A 17,294-nucleotide genomic window follows, 5' to 3' on the forward strand; every position below is an offset into this window, starting at 1 on the left:
CCAGCCCTCGAGGCGGCTGCGGATCCGGTGAGGCACCTTGCCCTCGTCCGATGGTGGTGATAGCCATGAGCCATGACTCGCATCACGGCGCGCAGACGCGTCACCCGCATCACGGTGGGACAGCCCGCACGCACCCGCGAGGACGTCCTCGCCGTCGAGGAGCCGCTCGAGATCCGCGTCGGTGGTCGTTCGCTCGCCATCACGATGCGGACGCCCGGCCACGACGTCGACCTCGCGATCGGCTTCCTCGTCTCTGAGGGCGTCATCGGTCGGGGTGACGACGTCCGGACCGCGCGGTACTGCGCCGGCGCGACGGACGAAGGTGTCAACACGTACAACGTGCTCGACGTCGCCCTCTCGCCCGGCGTTCCCGCTCCGGATCCGAGCCTGGAACGGAACTTCTTCACCACCAGCTCGTGCGGCCTCTGCGGCAAGGCGAGCATCGACGCCGTCCGGACGAGTTCGCGGTACTCCGTCGCGGACGACGACTTTCGCCTCGATCCGGCGCTCCTGGTGACCTTCCCCGACCGCCTCCGGGCACAGCAGGCGGTCTTCGAGCGCACCGGCGGTCTGCACGCCGCAGGCCTGTTCGACGCCCGGACCGGCGAGATGCTCGTCCTCCGCGAGGACGTCGGCCGACACAACGCCGTCGACAAGGTCGTCGGATGGGCGGCGAAGGAGGGGTTGATCCCGCTCCGCTCCATGGTCCTGATGGTGTCGGGTCGCGCGAGTTTCGAGCTCACGCAGAAGGCCTCGATGGCCGGCATCCCGATGCTCGCAGCCGTCTCCGCTCCGTCGTCGCTCGCCGCCGAACTGGCCACCGAACTCGGGATGACGCTCGTCGGCTTCCTCCGTGGCGACTCGATGGTCGTCTACAGCGGAGCACGTCGACTCGCCGACCCGGCCGAAGGCTCGGCACCAGCAGCACTCCAGACCGGAGCGAACGCATGAGCGCCGAACCGCCCGTCGAGGACGTGACGGACGCCGACATCGAGGTCAGCCAACCGAAGCACGTCGCCGTCGGCCTGCCCGGCATCCTGCACTCGATGGAGCCCGCCCTCCGGCAACTCGGGCCGAAGCGGACCGCGGAGCTGTTCACCTCGATCAACCAGCGCGGCGGCTTCGACTGCATGAGCTGCGCCTGGCCCGACCCGGACGACCGCAAGAAGCTCGAGTTCTGCGAGAACGGCGCGAAGGCCGTCATCTGGGAGGCGACGCCGGTCGTCATCCCGAGCGCCTTCTGGGCCGAACACTCGCTCACCGATCTCGCCGACAAATCGGAGTACTGGCTCGGCATGCAGGGGCGACTGTCGGAGCCCGTCTACAAGCCGGCCGGTTCGGACCACTACCGGCCGGTGAGTTGGGACGAGGCGTTCGCCATCGTCGGCGAGCAGCTGCGCGGTCAGGAGTCCCCCGACGAAGCCGTGTTCTACACGAGCGGCCGGGCGTCGAACGAGGCGGCGTTCGTCTATCAGCTCTTCGTTCGCGCCTTCGGGACCAACAACCTCCCCGACTGTTCGAACATGTGCCACGAGTCCACCGGCACGGCGCTCGGCGAGGTCATCGGCGTCGGGAAGTCGACCATCCGGTACGAGGACTTCGAGCAGGCCGACCTCATCATCGTGATGGGCCAGAACCCGGGCACGAACCATCCCCGCATGCTAACGGCGCTCGAGGACGCGAAGCAGGCGGGCGCGACGATCGTCTCGGTGAACCCGCTGCCAGAGGCGGCGCTCGAGCGGTACAAGAACCCGCAGACGGTCCGCGGCATGGTCGGGCGCGGCACGGTCATCTCCGACCAGTTCCTGCAGATCCGGCTCGGCGGCGACATGGCGCTGCTGCAGGCGGTCTCGAAGCGGGTCCTGGAGGCCGAGGCGGCGGCTCCGGGGACGATCCTCGACCACGCGTTCCTCGCCGAGCACTGCCTCGGACTCGAGGAGCTGACGGCCCACCTGGCCGACCTCGACGAGGCTGCGGTGCTCGAGGCGACCGGCCTCACGAGCGAGCAGATCGACGAACTCGCCGAGCGCTACATCGCGTCGAACGCGACGATCGTCACCTGGGCCATGGGTCTGACCCAGCACAAGGCGGCGGTCAACGGGATCAAGGAGATCATCAACCTGCTCCTCCTCCGCGGGAACATCGGCAAGCCCGGCGCCGGTGCGTCGCCGATCCGCGGGCACAGCAACGTGCAGGGCGACCGGACGATGGGTATCTGGGAGCAGATGCCCGAGTCCTTCCTCGCCGCCATGGAGCGTGAGTTCGCGGTCCCGATGCCGCGCGAGCACGGGGTCGACGCGGTGAACGCGATCCGAGCGATGCAGCGGGGCGAGGTCCGCACCTGGATCTCGCTCGGCGGCAACTTCGTCGCGGCGATCTCCGACACCGCCGCCGCCGAGGCCGCGATCCGTGGAACGCAGCTGTCCGTGCAGATCTCCACGAAGCTCAACCGCTCGCACGCGGTCACGGGCGAGGCGGCGATCATCCTGCCGACCCTCGGGCGCACCGAGATCGACCTGCAGGCGAGCGGGCCGCAGATGGTCAGCGTGGAGGACTCGGTGTGCGCTGTCCACGCCTCGCACGGCCGCATCCCGCCGGCAGCGCCCGGTCTGCTCTCCGAGGTCGCGATCATCACGCGCCTCGCGCGAGCGACGCTCGGCGAGGACTCGGGCATCGCCTGGCAGGCGTTCGAGGACGACTACGACACGATCCGCGATCACATCGGACGGGTCGTGCCGGGCTGCGAGGGGTACAACGAGCAGATCCGCCGCGAGGACGGCTTCGTCCTGCCGAACGGGCCGCGGGACTCCCGCACGTTCACGAACCCCGAGGGTCGCGCCCTGCTGACGGTCAACGAGCTCGAACCGATCCACTGCCCGCCCGGTCGGCTGCTCCTGCAGACCCTGCGCTCACACGACCAGTTCAACACGACGATCTACAGCCTGAACGATCGGTACCGCGGCATCAAGAAGGGCCGGAACGTCGTCTTCGTCAACCCGGACGACCTCCGCGACATCGGCCTGGAGGACGGGCAGACGGTGGACGTCTTCAGCGAGTGGGCCGGGCAGCCGGATCGGGAGCTCCGCGGCTTCCGCGTCGTCTCCTACCCGACCGCTCGCGGATGCGCCGCGGCGTACTTCCCCGAGGCGAACGTCCTCGTCCCGCTCGACTCGACGGCCGACCGCAGCAACACCCCGGTCTCGAAGGCGATCGTGGTGCGGTTGCAGCCGGCGGCCTGACAGCCGGAGCGACGTCGACCCGGGCGACGGTCTGAGCGGTTCATTCGTACGCTCGGAGGAGTTGCCAGCGTCCGCGCGCGGCATCGAGTCGGATGTCGAAGACGAAGGACCGGCCGTCTGCAGCGGTCGCCTGGAACCGCCAGGCGGGGGTCGCCGCGGGCGGATGGGTGACGAACGAGACGTTCGGCTCGAGCGGGGTCGGGGTGTCGGTGACGAGGTACCGGGCTCCATCCCAGAACAGTCGCTCCGGCACGCCTGCCGGCGTCGTCCAGACCGCGATCTCGGTGCTCGTGATCAACATGCGTGGCCTCCCGTCGTTCGAACATACGTTCGATAGAGAGTGAGCCTAACCCGACATCCGACGACACGCCAGCCCGGATCGGCCGGGGATTCAGTCTCCCGGCGTGTCGGCGAGGAACCGCTCGATGTCCTCGCCCATCACCGTCGCCTCGGTGTGGTGCAGGTAGTGGCCGCCGTCGAGTCGGACGAGCTCACCCCGCTCGACTCCGGCGAGCTGCTCCTCGTGGAGGGGCACCCAGTCGGAGAGTTCCGGGTCGTCGCCGACGACGAACATGAGGATCGGCAGGTCGGCCGGGAACGCTTGGGATCGGGCCGCCTGGAAGTTGCCGGGCGTGTGGGCGATCTCGTCGAGCAGCGTCGGCGACATCGCATTGCGGTTCGTCAGGATCGCGAGTTGGCGCTTCGTGTCGGCGTCGTACGGGAGGCCCTCGTACGGGTCGGGCGCGATGGCGGTGAGGAGGCGGAGGATGCCGAGTGCCTGCAGCGCCTCGACCCCGTCCGTCGGCGTCGGCTCGTCGCTTCCGGGCTGGGTCGGGACGCTCGTGTCGATCCCGATGAACGCCGTCACCTCGGCGCGGAACCGCTCCAGATACTCGAGGGCGTAGACACCGGCGATCGAGTGTCCGGCGAGGACGTAGCGGTCGATGCCGAGGTGCCGCAGGGCGGCGTGCACCTCGCCGGCGATGTTGGCCGAGGTCCGGGGCACGTCCGTCTGATCACTGAGGCCGTAGCCGAACGGCTCGACGACCACCACCCGGTACTGGTCGCGGAGCTCGTCGACGAGCGGCTCGAAGTCGAGGCCGGGTGCCGCGGTGCCCTGACCGGGCAGCAGGACGATCGTCTCGGCGCCGGATCCACTGATGACGACGTTCATGTCCTTGCCGTCGACGTCGACCGTCTGCCCATAGGGCTGCAGTTCGCCCGCTTCCGACGAACTCGCGACGGCGTTCACGATGCTCGTCGTCGCGAGGCCCGCCGCGACGAGACCGGCGATCGTGGCGATCGAGATCAGTGGAACCTTCAGGAGCTTGCGCATCGTCACCCATCGCGTGGAGTCTGTGGCGGGCGGTCGCACCGCGCCGATTCCATACTCACGGGGCGAGCGCATCACCACATCCGCCGCTGGGCGAAGACGTGCCGGGTGTGGCTACGCAGTTGTACGCAAGCAGAACCCGGCTCCGAATGCGACCGACGACGGAGCCGGCTGGAAGCGGTCGGCTTCCAGCCGGCTCGGGGTCGGTTCGCCTACTCGGCCGGCGGCGGGCTCTTCGGCTGCGCCGGCTGCTGTGACTCCGCCGGCTGCTTCGGCTCCTGCGGAGGGCGGGACTCCTGCGGACGCTCCTGGTCCTGCTGCGGAGGCGCGGGCGGAACCGGCGACGACGGAACCTGCGGCTGCGGAGGGCCCCACTGTTGCGGCGCGGGCTGTGCCGGAGCAGGCTGGCCGGGCGCGGAGCCCTGCCAGGACGGCGTGGGCCACTGCTGGCCCGGCTGCGGCGGGGTGGGCTGCTGCGGTGCGGGCTGCCCCTGGTACGGCTGCCCCTGGTAGCCCTGCCCGGGGTGCCCCTGCCCGTACTGGCCGGGGTTCGGCTGGGCGGGGTTCGGCTGGCCGCCGTACGGCTGCTGCTGCCCCTGGCGCGGCGGCTGCGGGTACGGCTGGGCCTGATACGACTGCTGCGGCTGCTGTCCCGGGTAGAACTGCTGGCCCTGGTATCCCTGCTGCCCCGGATAGCTCTGAACCGGGTAGCCGGGTGCGGCCTGCTGGTACACCTCCGGACGGTACGGCTGCTGCCCGTAGGTCACCCGCTCACCCTCCGGCTTCGGAGAGAACGCCCGCACGATCACGGGGATCACGGCGGAGATCGCCGCAGCGAGCGTCGTGGCCGCGGCGATGCGCCACCACCAGTCCGCCCAGGTGCCCTCGGGGAACGCCATGGGCAGCACGAGCACGAGGACCGTGGCGATGATCAGCGCGATCGTCACGATGCCGGTGGCCCTGACCACGGTGGACGTGGCGCGGGTGACGAAGTGGAGGAAGTACACCTGGATGATGATGAGCGCCAGACGCACGATGATGAGGATGCCGAGGAACAGCATGATCTGCGTGGACCAGACGAACCCGTCGGAGGTGTTCGGCGGCTGGAGCCACCCGTTCCACAGCTTCAGGAGGCCGACGGTGACGAGGAAGATGTTCACCAACGTCGACGCCGCGAGATACCACTTGTTGGGCCCGTGCCCTGCTGCGGCGTCGAGTGACACGGCACCGACGAAGGCCGCGAGCAGCAGCAGCGTGAGCCAGACCCGCCCGGCGATGTCGGCCTGATCGCCGACGATGATGAAGTACCCGCCGATGATCGCCGCCGCGACGAGCGTTCCGATCGTCAAGGTCAGCGCGAGCACGGCCGACCGTGAGCGGCGCGGTGTGGTCTCGACCATTCGAAATCCCCAATCTGTCGTGAGTGCCAACAGTACCGGGGTGGCATCCGCATGGAAGGGAGGCCTCCCTACCTCTGGGGAGGACGCCCGCTTCTCCACAGCGGAGAAGCGGGGTCGCGGTCAGGCAGTCGGTCAGGCGCGGTGGTAGTCGGCTTCGGCGACGTGCTCGAGCCAGGTCGTGCTCGCGGCCGGGTCGTCCGCCCGCTCGAACATCGCGAGGTGCTCCATGTAGTCGTCCGGCGTGGCCCCGTGCCAGTGCTCCTCGCCGGGCGGGGTGTAGACCGTCTGGCCCGGCTGGACGACGAGAACGGTACCGTCGCGCGTGCCCATGAGGGCGACGCCCTCGGTGACGTGGAGGGTCTGCCCGTTGGCATGGGAGTGCCATGCGGTGCGGGCGCCGGGGAGGAACCGCACCTTCGCGACCACCATGTGCTGGCCGTCCTGCTGCGGCGCGGCCAGCAGGTCGAGGTAGACATCGCCGGTGAACTGCTCGGCGGGGTTCTTGATCGTCGCGGGTTTCGGTTGGATCTGCATACGGACGACGCTACGGCCGTGCACGTCGGCGAGGGAGTGTCCAGCAGTACACCCTTCGGCGATCACGACAGTACTGTGGACTCCGTCCCCGCAGAGCCCGCAGCGGTGTGACCCCGAGCCAAGGAGAAGCACATGTCGGTCGGCCTGCTCGCCGTTGTCGATGACATCCTCAGCGCAGCCCTCAAGGCGAGTGCGAAGACCGCCGGCGTCGTCATCGATGATGCGGCCGTCACCCCGCAGTACGTGCAGGGCCTCACCCCCGCCCGGGAGCTGCCGGTCGTGTGGCGGATCGCCCGCGGCAGCCTCATCAACAAGTTCGTCATCATCATCCCGATCGCCCTGCTGCTCACGGCGTTCGCCCCGTGGGTCCTGCCGTTCCTCCTCATCATCGGAGGCACGTACCTCTGCTTCGAGGGTGCGGAGAAGGTCATGGAGTGGTTCGGCATGCACCACGCGGAAGCGGAGGAGGACGTCCGCGACGAGAAGAAGCTCGTCTCCGGCGCCGTCCGCACCGATCTCATCCTCAGCACGGAGATCATGCTCATCTCCCTCGCCAGCCTCGACTCGGGGCTCGGCATCTGGATGACGCTGGGGGCCCTCCTCGTCATCGGCCTCGTCATGACGGCGGTCGTCTACGGCGCGGTCGCCCTGCTCGTGAAGATCGACGACATCGGACTCCGGCTCATGAAGAACCCGTCACGCGGCGTCCGCCGCACCGGTGCGCGGATCGTCGCCTCGATGCCCGCGGTCTTCCGCGTCATCAGCATCGTCGGCACGGTCGCGATGCTCTGGGTCGGCGGCCACCTCGTGATCGCGAACCTCGCCGAGACCCTCTGGCACGGCCCGTACGACCTCCTGCACGTCGTCACCCACGCGATCGAGGCCGCAGGACCGGTCGTCGTCTGGATCGCCGACACCGCGATGTCCGCCGTGTTCGGACTCGTCCTCGGCCTGATCGTCGTCGCGATCGTGACCGGGATCTCACGCCTGCGCTCACGGAACCGGCCCGCGAAAGCTGCTCACTAGCGGCGACAGCCGCGCTGCCGACCGTCAGCGGAGCGGGCGGGCGTAGCAGAGCGACATCGGGATGACCTCGTACGGCGAGTAGATCGGGATGGGTTCGTACCCGAGCCACTCATAGAGCCGCACGGCTTCGGGCTGGCGGTCGCCGGTCTGCAGGATGAGGCGGGAGGCCCCCTCGACACGGGCGGTGTCCTCGACGGCTGCGATCAGGCGCTTCGAGACGCCCCGGCCGCGGTGGCTCGGGAGGGTGACGACGCGCTTGAGCTCCCATTCGCCGCGCAGACGGCGCAGGGCGGCGTGGCCGACCGGCTCGCCGTGGATGAGGGCCAGGAAGGTGGCGCTGATGTCGGCAGGATCGACGGTGAACGCGGTCTGCGCGCGCTCTGCGGCCTCGGGGTCCCAGTCCTCCCAGGCCGACGCGTACCGCGCACCCATCTCCTCGTCCATCGCGGCGCGGAGCCGTACGGCCCGCTCGTCGTCCCAGGCGACTCGCTCGATGACGACGGGGTTCAGCTCGGGCATGCGGTTCCTTCGGGACGGGCTGCTGCGGCGCGATCGGCACGTCGACGCCGTCTGCCAGTGTCCCACGCGAAATCCGCACCGGCCCCGCCAAGGGCGATCCGTCCCCGCAGCGACCGAGCAGAGCGGCGATGGGGACTCCTGCCCAACCTGCGCTGCTAGCGTGGCGATCCCCAGAGAACCCGTCAACCGCGGAGGCACCGTGCTCACCATCCCAGGCGTCGTCGTCGGCCCCGCCCTCCGACTCATCCGGGCGAACCGGGCCTTCGTCAGCGAGGCCGGAGCGCGCCGCCGGATCCGGGAGCGCACCCTCAGGCCGGCGTCATACGGTCCGCCCGGCACCCTCCGAAGCGATGTCCGGGTCGACGTCGAACGTGTCGGTGACTGGCCGGTGTACACCGTGTCCCCCACGCGGCGACCGACGATCGGCGGGGTCGTGTACGCGCACGGCGGCGGCTGGGTCGGCGAGATCGCACCGCAGCACTGGACGCTGGCCGCCACCATCGCCGCGGAGACCGGCGCCGTGGTCACACTCCCGATCTACCCGCTCGTGCCCTACGGCACCGCGGCCGAGGCACAGACCGGCGTCGTCGAGCTCGTCCGGCGCAGCATCGAGCGGCACGGGCCGACCGTCCTCGCGGGCGACTCGGCCGGCGGTCAGATCGCCCTATCGGCTGCGCTCCGACTCCGGGACGAGGGCGTCGTCCTGCCGATGACCACCCTGTTGTCACCGGCGCTCGACCTCACCTGGAGCAACCCGCGGATCCCCCTCGTGCAGCCGAGTGACCCCTGGCTGGCGACGCCCGGCGGACGCGTGTTCGCGGAGCACTGGCGCGGCGATCTGGACATCACTGATCCGACCGTGAGTCCGCTCTTCGGCGACCTCGCCGGGCTCGGGCCACTCACGGTCTTGAGCGGGACCCGCGACGTCCTCAACCCCGATGCCGAGGTGCTCGTCGAACGAGCCGAAGCGGCCGGCGTCACGATCGACTACCACGAGGGCGCCGGACAGTTCCACGTCTGGGCACTGCTGCCGACCCGTGCCGGACAGGCCGCCACGCAGACGATCGTCCACAGCGTCACGCGCGGGCTGCGCTGAGTCGCCCGAAACGGCTCGAGATCGCGGCGGAATCGAACACCTTCGGGCGACTCAGGGCCGGATCGAGACCAGGCTACGCGGTGCGGCGTTTGCGGACCTCACGCAGGACCATCTGCTCCGGGCACACGGTGGACAGGAAGTCGCCCACCGAGAGAGCGAGGCGCTCACCGACGAGTGAGTAGAGGATGCGGTTCGCGTCGCGGCGCTCGGAGACGAGGCCGGCCTGGCGCAGGACGCTCAGGTGCCTGGAGATGGTCGGACCGGTGGCGTCGAAGCGTGCGGCGATCTCCCCCGCGGCGAGCTCGCCGTCTTTGAGGTCCTGCAGGATCTGCCGTCGCGTCGGGTGAGCGAGCGCGGCGAAGATGTCCGACGCTGTATCTGCCATGTTTGCAATCTAGCACAATTGCGATATACATTTTCGCTATATTGCTAACAAGCGAAGGAGACAGCATGCGAGTGGCCATCACCGGTGGGACCGGATTCGTCGGACGGCACCTCGTCGAGCGGCTGCGGCACGACGGGCACGAGATCGTCGTCGTCTCCCGACGCACCGGCGTGGAGATCGACGACGTCGAGGCGTTGACCGCCGCGTTCGCCGACTGCGACGCGGTCGCGCACTGCGCCGGGATCAACCGCGAGCTCGGTGATCAGACCTTCCAGCGCGTGCACGTCGACGGCACCCGGGCGGTCGTGGACGCGGCCCGTCGCGCCGGCGTCGGTCGCATCGTGCTGGTGAGCTTCCTCCGCGCGCGCCCCGACTGCGGCTCCGGGTACCACGAGACGAAGTGGGCTGCCGAGGAGATCGTGCGGGGCTCGGGTATCGCGCACACCGTCCTCAAGTTCGGCATGATCTACGGCGCAGGCGACCACATGGTCGATCACGTCACCAAGGCCGTCCGCACCTTCCCGGTGTTCGCGACCGTCGGCTACCGCGAGCGCCGCGTGCGTCCGGTGCCGGTCGCGGACGCCGTCGACGTCCTCGTCGCAGCGCTCGAGGGCCGGGTGCCGGAGCCGACCGTCGCGGTCATGGGCGCCGAGGAACTCGAGCTGGGTGCGGCCGTGCGCCGGATCGCGCACGTGGCCGGACGCCGCCCGCTGTACGTCCCGGTACCCGTCTGGACGATCCGCCTGCTCGCGCGCGCGACGGAACGCCTGATGAAGACGCCGCTCGTGGCGAAGGCGCAGGCGCAGATGCTGGCCGAAGGGGTGAGCGAGGCGGCTCCACCGGCACCGGAACTCCCTGCGGACCTCCGTCCCTCACGCCGCTTCGACGAGTCCCGGATCCGCGCCGCGCTCCCGGTAGGCCGCTTCACGCTGCACGACCTCCGCCTGCCGCGCTCGTCCCACTGAGTCGCCCGAAACTGCTCGAAATTCGGGCTGAAACGCACAGATTCGGGCGACTCAGGGCGTCGAGGGCGGGACCGGCCCCGTCGACTCCCGCACGATGAGCGTCGTCGCGAGCTCGAGATGATGGGAGAACGGCTTCTCGCCGGCATGCAGGCGGAGGACGGTGTCGACCGCCGCCCGGCCGATGTCGTGCATCGAGGTGTGGACGGTCGTCAGGAGCGGAACGGTCAGCATCGCCGAGTACGTGTCGTCGTAGCCGACCACGCTCACGTCCTCCGGCACGCGGAGACCGGCCTGGACGACCGTGCGGATGACGGCGAAGGCGTCGGCGTCGTTGGTCGCGAACACGGCGGTCGGCGGGTCGTCGAGTGCGAGCATGCGCTCGACCGCCCGCGCCGAGGTGCCCATCCCCTCCTCCGAGACGAGCCCTGGGTCGAGCGTGACACCGGCCGACAGGAGCGCCTCTCGATAGCCGGCCGCCCGCGCACGGAGGCCGGGATTCGCCGGATGTCCACCCACGAAGGCGATCCGCCGGTGCCCGAGGCCGACGAGGTGCTCGACCGCCTGCTGACCACCGGCCGCATGGCTCGACCCGATGCTCGCCACCGAGCGGTCCAGCGGATCCGGTGAGTCGACGGCGACGAGCGCCAGCCCCGTGTCCAGGCAGGCGTCGACTACGTCGGCGGCGAGCGGCGTCGTCACGACGATCATGCCGAGTGCGCCTCGCGACGCGACGTCGTCGACGAAGGCGCGATCGAGCGGCACGTCGTCACCGCTCGCCCCGGCGGCGCCGAATCCGGAGGCGGGCGACAGCACACGGGTCACGAGGTCGACACCGACGCGCTGCGCCGCAGCGACCATGCCGTCGAGGACCCTGAGGGAGTAGACGCTGTGGAGGGTGTCGAAGACCACGTGCACCTGACGCACACCAGGCAGCCCTGAGCGCGTCGCCCGACGGTACCCGACTTCGCGGATCGCCGCCTCCACCCGCGCCCGCGTCGCCTCGGACATCCCCGGCCGCTCGTTGACGACCTTCGAGACGGTCGCGACGGAGACGCCGGCGCGTTCGGCGATGGACGCCAGGGTGGGACCGGTCGTCCTCGTGCGTGCCATCCGGCCCTCCGTCCGACGGCGGTCGAGCCGCCGTGCGGTCCAGCGTAGCGAAAGTGTTTCGTCACTGGCGCATTGCTCTGGCAGCTGCAGCTCGCCTACCTTCGGAAAGGCGGCGAACAGCCGCCGAAATACTTTTGTCATCGACCCGCACTGGAGCGCCCCATGGCCATCGCCTCGTTCACCGACGGCTGGATCGTGCGGGCCCCGCGCGGGCCCTTCGCGGCCGTGCAGGGCGGAGCGGACGACTCCCGAGCTGTGACCCTCCCGCACGACGCCCTGCGCGACGCCGAACGCTCGCCGGACGTACCCGCCAAGGGAGGGGCCGCGTACTATCCGGCCGGGGCGTTCAGCTACGTGAAGGAGTTCGAGGTCCCCGCCGAGTGGGCGGGTCGAGTGGTGCGCCTCGAGGTCCAGGGCGCCTTCCGTCACGCGATGGTGTACCTCAACGACGAGTTCGCGGGCAACCGCTCCGACGGCTTCGCGCGGTTCTTCGTCGACCTCACGCCGTACCTCCGGTTCGGTGCGGTGAACGCGCTGCGCATCGAGGTGCGTTCCGGTCAGGACTCACGGTGGTACGCCGGCGCCGGCCTGCACCGGCCGGTGCTCCTGCACGTCGACGAGCCGACGCACGTCGCACCCGACGGCGTCCGCATCACCACTGTCCGGATCGAGGACGATCAGGCCGTGCTGGAGGTCACGACCACCGTCGCCAACCGCGGTCTCACGACGAGCTCGAGCGTCCTCACCACCCGGCTCACCTCCCCCGAGGGCGTCGTCGTCGAACAGGACCGCACACCCGTCACCGTCGCACCGGCCGGCACGGCGACCATCCGGCAGCGGCTCTACGTGCAGGATCCAGCGCTGTGGAGCGTCGACTCCCCGTCGTTGTACTCGGCTCGGACGACCCTCGCGCCGAGCGGCGAGGAGGCGGACGACGGAACAGTGGTGCACACGGTCCACGGCATCCGCACGGTCACGGTCGACCCGCGGAAAGGTCTCCGCATCAACGGCGAGCCGGTGCTCCTCCGCGGCGCCTGCATCCACAGCGACAACGGTCCGCTCGGTGCAGCGTCGATCGCGCGCGCCGAGGAACGGCGTGTCCAGCTCCTCAAGGACGCCGGCTTCAACGCGATCCGGGCGGCCCACAATCCGGCGTCGCCCGCCATGCTCGACGCCTGCGACCGCATCGGCATGCTCGTCATGGACGAGGCCTTCGACATGTGGGGTCGGGGCAAGACGGACAACGACTACTCCCTCGACTTCGCGCAGTGGTGGCGGGCCGATCTGGAGTCGATGGTGGCGAAGGACATGAACCATCCGAGCGTGATCATGTACTCGATCGGCAACGAGATCGTCGAGGTCGGCACCCCGCACGGCGCGATCCAGGCGCGGGAACTCGCCGAGCACGTGCGCTCGTTGGATCCGACACGACTCGTGACGAACGGCGTGAACGCGACCCTGGCCGTGCTCGACGATCTGGACGGCATCATGGCGTCGGACCAGGGGTTGAACGAGCTGATGGGCGAAGCGGGCGCGAACATGATGAGCCTCATCGGTTCCTCCGACGCCGTCACGACGCGCACCGAAGAGTCCAGTGCAGCCCTCGACGTCCTCGGCCTCAACTACGCGGACGGCCGCTACGCGAGCGATGCCGAGCGGTTCCCGCACCGCGTGATCGTCGGCTCGGAGACCTTCCCGACCCAGATCGGCGACCTCTGGCCACTCGTCGAGGCGAACCCGAACGTGATCGGCGACTTCACCTGGACCGGCTGGGACTACCTCGGCGAGGTCGGCATCGGTGCGACCTCCTATGCCGAGGACCCCGAGTCGAACGGTGCACTCGAGCGCGAGTTCCCCTACCTCACCGCGTGGTGCGGCGACTTCGACATCACCGGCTGGCGGCGGCCGGTGTCGTACTACCGGGAGATCGTCTTCGGTCTGCGGTCCGAGCCGGCCATCGCGGTGCTCCGACCGGAACGGCACGGGCAGACGATCACGATGCAGTCCCCGTGGGCGTGGAGCGACTCGGTCGACTCGTGGACGTGGCCCGGTTTCGAGGGCGCGCCGGTGAGGGTCGAGGTCGCCGCCGACGCCGACGAGGTGGCCCTGCTGCTCGACGGTGTCGAGGTGGCGCGGGGCCCGGTGGGTGGACGCCGGCCGAAGCTCGCCGAGTTCGAGACCGTCTACCGGCCGGGCATGCTCGAGGCGGTCGCGTTCCACTCGGGCGCGGAGGTCGGCCGCACTGCGCTCGTCTCCGCCACCGGCCCGACCAGACTCGTGGCGACCGCAGACCGGACGACACTCCGCGCCGACGACACCGATCTCGCCTTCATCGCGATCGAGCTGCGTGACGCGGCCGGCGTCCTGGTGACCGGCGCCGACCGCGAGGTCTCGGTCAGCGTCACGGGCGCGGGTCGGCTCGCGGGCTTCGGAACCGGTGCCCCGAAGACGACCGAGCGCTTCGACGCGACCACGCGCACCACGTTCGACGGACGGGCGCTGGCGATCGTCCGGCCGAGCCGGGCCGGCGCCATCACCGTGACGGTGAGCGGTGCCGGCCTCTACGACGTCGTCCTGGATCTGGAGGCAGCGGCTTACTGAGTCGCCCGATTCTGCACGGATGTCGCCGGATTCCGTGCAGAACCGGGCGACTCAACGCCCCATGGATCTGAGCAACAGCGAGGCGAGTTCGTAGCGCGCCCGTCCGACTGGCTCGCGAGGGTCGTATCCCAGGATCCGGGCGAAGTGCTCGTGCTTACCCTGCAACGTCGAGTGGTGGATGCCGAGTTCCTGCGCAGCGGACCGCACGCTGTCGCCTCGCACCAGCGCGTCGAGTACCCGTGCGGCACGGTTGTCGAGTGCGGCGAGCGCCGAGACGTCCGGAGACCGAGCGGCGGTGGCGGCCAACTCCCGGACGGCGTCGGCGAGAACGCCGAGGTCGGCGATGTCGACGACCCGGTGGGCGGCGTCCGTCAGGGTGATCGCCTGCTGCGCCTCCGCCCATGATCGCACCAGCTGGGTCGCGACGCCCGCGCGTCCGATCCCGGCGACGCCGTCGACATCCGACAGACCTGCCGCCCCGTCCGGCCCACTGACGATCGTCGCCCGCAGCATCCCACCAGCGCCGACCACGAGGGCCGACGGACCACCCGGTGGGTGCACCGACGGCGCCGTCGCGACCGCCCGCAGGGCGGAGCCGGAGAGGGACAGTCGTTCGGCGGCCTGCGATCGTTCCGATTCGGAACGGTCGGCATCGAGCAGGATCTGCACCGACGAGTCCGCCTGCGGGTGACGCCGCGACCGCAGCAGGGCCACGGCGAGCGCGAACCGCTCGAGCACGATCGCGTCGTTGGCGTGGGCGGCTCCGACGCGTTCCAACCAGACGGACCCGTCACCGGCGACCGTGCGCGTCGGCCAGTCCGAGGGGCCGACGGGCAGGCGGTGGCCGGCAGGATCTACGCGGACGGCGGCCTCCGGGCTACGCACTCCTGCGGGTACCCCGGTCAGAACGGCTGCGCCGCGGGCAAGCGCTTCGGTGTTCACCCCGCCCGCGACGAGCGCGTCGAAATAGGCGATGACCTTCAGGCCTTCACTCGCCTCGGGATCCAAAGCGGTGAGGCGGCCGACGAGTTCCTGCATGGCGTCACTCCGATGTGCCTGTGACGACCCAGCATAGGGAACCGGGCCGTCACAGGCGATGACCTCAGGGCGCGAGCAGGCGAGCGACCCAGGCGTTCCGAGCCGCGGTCATGGCCCGAGCGAGTTCGGCGTGCGGCGCGAGCATGTCGAACCCGTGGAACCCACCCGGCCACACGTGGAGCTCGGCTTGGACACCGGCCTGCCAGAGCGACGTCGCATAGGTGACGTCCTCGTCACGGAAGACCTCTGCACTGCCGCAGTCGATGAAGGCGGGTGGGAGGCCGGTCAGATCGGTTGCGCGTGCCGGGGCGGCATAGATGGAGACGTCCTCGCCACCGACACGGTCGCCGAGCAGTGCGGTCCAGCCGGTGATGTTGCTGCCCCGGTCCCAGACGCCGACGCCGTCGATCTGGGCGGTCGAGACGGTGGCGTCGCGGTCGTCGAGCATCGGGTAGATGAGGACCTGGCCGGCGAGCTCCGGGCCGCTCCGGTCGCGGGCCAGAAGCGCGACACCAGCGGCGAGCCCTCCACCGGCACTCGCTCCGGCGATGATGAACCGAGCTGGATCGATGCCGAGTTCCTGCGCATGCTCCGCCGTCCAGACGAGTGCGGCGTAGCAGTCCTCGACGGGATACGGATCGGGGAACTCGGGCGCGAGTCGGTACTCGACGGTCACGACGGTGGCGTCGAGTTCGACGATCCACGGCAGGAACTGGCCGAGTCCCACGAAACGGTCGCCCATGACCATCCCGCCACCGTGGGTGTGGAACACGCCTGGCCCGGTGCCGGTCTTGCCCGCTCGCGCGAGCACGGACACGGAGATCTCGGCACCCTCGTACCCGGCGATGGTCACATCGCGGCGCACGACCCCGGCGTCGGCGAGCATCTCGTCTACGGGGAGTGAGACCGGCGACGCCTGGCGCAGCATCGGGATCATGTCGGCGGTGAGGGTCGAGGGCATCAGATCACCGACGGCAGCGAGGACCGCGGCGAGCTCGGGATCGAAGGGTGGGTGGTTGACGGTCGCGGTCATGATGAACTCCTCTGTCCACAGCGGATGACGGTGTCCCCAGTCTGCTGCTCGCGGCGATCCACCTCACCCGCCGAATGTGCCCGAATTCCGCACATCACACCGCCATCTGGCGGGCTCCGGGCGCGCCGAGTCGCCCGGATCTGCACGGATTCAGGCGGAGATCGTGCAGATCCGGGCGACTGAGTCCGCCTAGTGCGGGTCGAGGCGGTTGAGCATCGCGACCGTCTGATCGTACTCGCCGCGCACCTCGGCGTAGCGGAGGAACTTGACGTTCTCGACCTGGATCTCGGTGGCGTCGGGCTGCGACTCGATGAGGCCCATGACCTCGTCGGCGAACGCGTCGAGGGGCATCGCGAAGTCACTCTCCTCCTGGCCGGGCATGAGCGAGGTGCGGACGGCCGGCGGGACGAGCTCGACGACGCTGACGCCCGTGTCCGCCAGCTGAAGGCGGATGGACTCGCTCAGCATGTGGATGGCCGCCTTGCTCGCGTTGTAGGTCGGCGTCACCCGCAACGGGGTGAAGGCGAGCCCTGACGAGACGGTCATGATCGTCGCGTCCGGTCGACTGCGGAGCTGCTCGATGAACGCACCGATGAGCCGGATGGGCCCGAGGACGTTCGTCGTGATGATCTCCTCAGCGGTCGCGACGAAGTCGGAACCGGTCCAGTCCTCCCCGCGCATGACGCCGGCCATCGTGATGAGCACGTTCAGCTCCGGGTGCTCCGCGATGACCTGCCTCGCCGCGGCTTCGATGCTCGCGGGGTCGGCCGTGTCGATCCGCACGGTGTGGAGGCCGGGCTCGTCGACTGCGATCGACTCGAGGAGTTCGGTGCGTCGCCCGCCGATGATGACGGTGTTGCCGGCTGCGTGGAGGCGTCGTGCGAGAGCGAGGCCGATGCCGCTCGTCGCGCCGGGGATGAAGACGGTGTTTCCGGTGATCTGCATGCATCGAGTCTCCGTCGGCGACGACGGCCGCACCAGGGTCCGGCCATCCATGGATCCGCGATCCCTGGAT

At 69.9% G+C, this 17,294-nt stretch carries 16 protein-coding genes; 6 read left to right on the forward strand and 10 right to left on the reverse strand.

What is annotated here, in order from left to right:
- The first annotated feature begins 72 nt into the window (after positions 1 to 72).
- Together fdhD and AC4PMY_RS08280 are read left to right on the forward strand one after the other, a co-directional pair.
- On the forward strand, positions 73 to 951 hold the full coding sequence (fdhD, locus tag AC4PMY_RS08275) for a formate dehydrogenase accessory sulfurtransferase FdhD (RefSeq protein WP_491622427.1): 879 nt from the start codon (positions 73 to 75) through the stop codon (positions 949 to 951).
- The gene (locus AC4PMY_RS08280) at positions 948 to 3,239 is read left to right on the forward strand and encodes an FdhF/YdeP family oxidoreductase (protein ID WP_491622428.1); all 2,292 of its coding nucleotides are present in this window, start codon (positions 948 to 950) and stop codon (positions 3,237 to 3,239) included. The genes fdhD and AC4PMY_RS08280 overlap by 4 nt, the downstream gene beginning before the upstream one ends.
- 40 nt (positions 3,240 to 3,279) lie before the next feature.
- Here AC4PMY_RS08280 and AC4PMY_RS08285 read toward each other — a convergent pair whose 3' ends face one another.
- The 4 genes from AC4PMY_RS08285 to AC4PMY_RS08300 all read right to left on the reverse strand — a co-directional run bounded on the left by AC4PMY_RS08285 (position 3,280) and on the right by AC4PMY_RS08300 (position 6,506).
- Positions 3,280 to 3,540, reverse strand: a complete 261-nt coding sequence (locus AC4PMY_RS08285; RefSeq protein WP_064295852.1) for a hypothetical protein — start codon at positions 3,538 to 3,540, stop codon at positions 3,280 to 3,282.
- A gap of 90 nt (positions 3,541 to 3,630) precedes the next feature.
- A complete protein-coding gene (locus AC4PMY_RS08290) occupies positions 3,631 to 4,575 on the reverse strand; it encodes an alpha/beta fold hydrolase (protein ID WP_491622429.1) in 945 nt (314 codons plus the stop codon).
- Positions 4,576 to 4,784: 209 nt separating this feature from the next.
- Positions 4,785 to 5,972, reverse strand: coding sequence for a hypothetical protein (locus AC4PMY_RS08295; RefSeq protein ID WP_491622430.1), 1,188 nt, complete (start codon positions 5,970 to 5,972; stop codon positions 4,785 to 4,787).
- Between the two features lie 132 nt (positions 5,973 to 6,104).
- Positions 6,105 to 6,506, reverse strand: a complete 402-nt coding sequence (locus tag AC4PMY_RS08300) for a (R)-mandelonitrile lyase (RefSeq protein ID WP_491622431.1) — start codon at positions 6,504 to 6,506, stop codon at positions 6,105 to 6,107.
- Positions 6,507 to 6,638: 132 nt separating this feature from the next.
- Here AC4PMY_RS08300 and AC4PMY_RS08305 point away from each other — a divergent pair, with 132 nt between their 5' ends.
- Positions 6,639 to 7,532, forward strand: a complete 894-nt coding sequence (locus AC4PMY_RS08305) for a DUF808 domain-containing protein (RefSeq protein WP_491622432.1) — start codon at positions 6,639 to 6,641, stop codon at positions 7,530 to 7,532.
- A gap of 24 nt (positions 7,533 to 7,556) precedes the next feature.
- Here the strand turns inward: AC4PMY_RS08305 and AC4PMY_RS08310 are convergent, their stop codons facing one another.
- On the reverse strand, positions 7,557 to 8,051 hold the full coding sequence (locus AC4PMY_RS08310; RefSeq protein WP_491622433.1) for a GNAT family N-acetyltransferase: 495 nt from the start codon (positions 8,049 to 8,051) through the stop codon (positions 7,557 to 7,559).
- Between the two features lie 160 nt (positions 8,052 to 8,211).
- On the opposite strand from AC4PMY_RS08310, the gene AC4PMY_RS08315 reads away from it, so the two are divergent.
- A complete protein-coding gene (locus tag AC4PMY_RS08315; RefSeq protein WP_491622434.1) occupies positions 8,212 to 9,147 on the forward strand; it encodes an alpha/beta hydrolase fold domain-containing protein in 936 nt (311 codons plus the stop codon).
- A 73-nt stretch (positions 9,148 to 9,220) separates the two neighbouring features.
- On the opposite strand, the gene AC4PMY_RS08320 is transcribed toward AC4PMY_RS08315, so the two are convergent.
- Positions 9,221 to 9,532 carry a metalloregulator ArsR/SmtB family transcription factor gene (locus AC4PMY_RS08320; RefSeq protein WP_064295846.1) on the reverse strand — a complete coding sequence of 104 codons (312 nt, stop codon included), beginning with the start codon at positions 9,530 to 9,532 and terminating at the stop codon, positions 9,221 to 9,223.
- Positions 9,533 to 9,597: 65 nt separating this feature from the next.
- Here AC4PMY_RS08320 and AC4PMY_RS08325 point away from each other — a divergent pair, with 65 nt between their 5' ends.
- Positions 9,598 to 10,497 (forward strand): NAD-dependent epimerase/dehydratase family protein, encoded by a 900-nt coding sequence (locus tag AC4PMY_RS08325; protein ID WP_491622435.1) that lies wholly within the window; start codon positions 9,598 to 9,600, stop codon positions 10,495 to 10,497.
- Positions 10,498 to 10,548: 51 nt separating this feature from the next.
- On the opposite strand, the gene AC4PMY_RS08330 is transcribed toward AC4PMY_RS08325, so the two are convergent.
- Positions 10,549 to 11,607 (reverse strand): LacI family DNA-binding transcriptional regulator, encoded by a 1,059-nt coding sequence (locus AC4PMY_RS08330; protein WP_491622436.1) that lies wholly within the window; start codon positions 11,605 to 11,607, stop codon positions 10,549 to 10,551.
- 162 nt (positions 11,608 to 11,769) lie between these two features.
- Here AC4PMY_RS08330 and AC4PMY_RS08335 point away from each other — a divergent pair, with 162 nt between their 5' ends.
- Complete coding sequence (locus AC4PMY_RS08335) at positions 11,770 to 14,208, forward strand: glycoside hydrolase family 2 TIM barrel-domain containing protein (RefSeq protein WP_491622437.1); 2,439 nt, start codon at positions 11,770 to 11,772, stop codon at positions 14,206 to 14,208.
- Positions 14,209 to 14,259: 51 nt separating this feature from the next.
- On the opposite strand, the gene AC4PMY_RS08340 is transcribed toward AC4PMY_RS08335, so the two are convergent.
- From AC4PMY_RS08340 to AC4PMY_RS08350, 3 genes are all read right to left on the reverse strand, one after another.
- Positions 14,260 to 15,246: a helix-turn-helix domain-containing protein gene (locus AC4PMY_RS08340; RefSeq protein ID WP_071261372.1), complete on the reverse strand. Its 987-nt coding sequence runs from the start codon at positions 15,244 to 15,246 to the stop codon at positions 14,260 to 14,262.
- A 64-nt stretch (positions 15,247 to 15,310) separates the two neighbouring features.
- Positions 15,311 to 16,279 (reverse strand): alpha/beta hydrolase, encoded by a 969-nt coding sequence (locus AC4PMY_RS08345; protein ID WP_064295841.1) that lies wholly within the window; start codon positions 16,277 to 16,279, stop codon positions 15,311 to 15,313.
- 189 nt (positions 16,280 to 16,468) lie between these two features.
- Positions 16,469 to 17,224, reverse strand: coding sequence for an SDR family oxidoreductase (locus AC4PMY_RS08350; RefSeq protein ID WP_491622438.1), 756 nt, complete (start codon positions 17,222 to 17,224; stop codon positions 16,469 to 16,471).
- Positions 17,225 to 17,294: the final 70 nt, after the last annotated feature.

It is taken from the genome of Plantibacter sp. MDV22-iso1 (genome assembly GCF_058408345.1).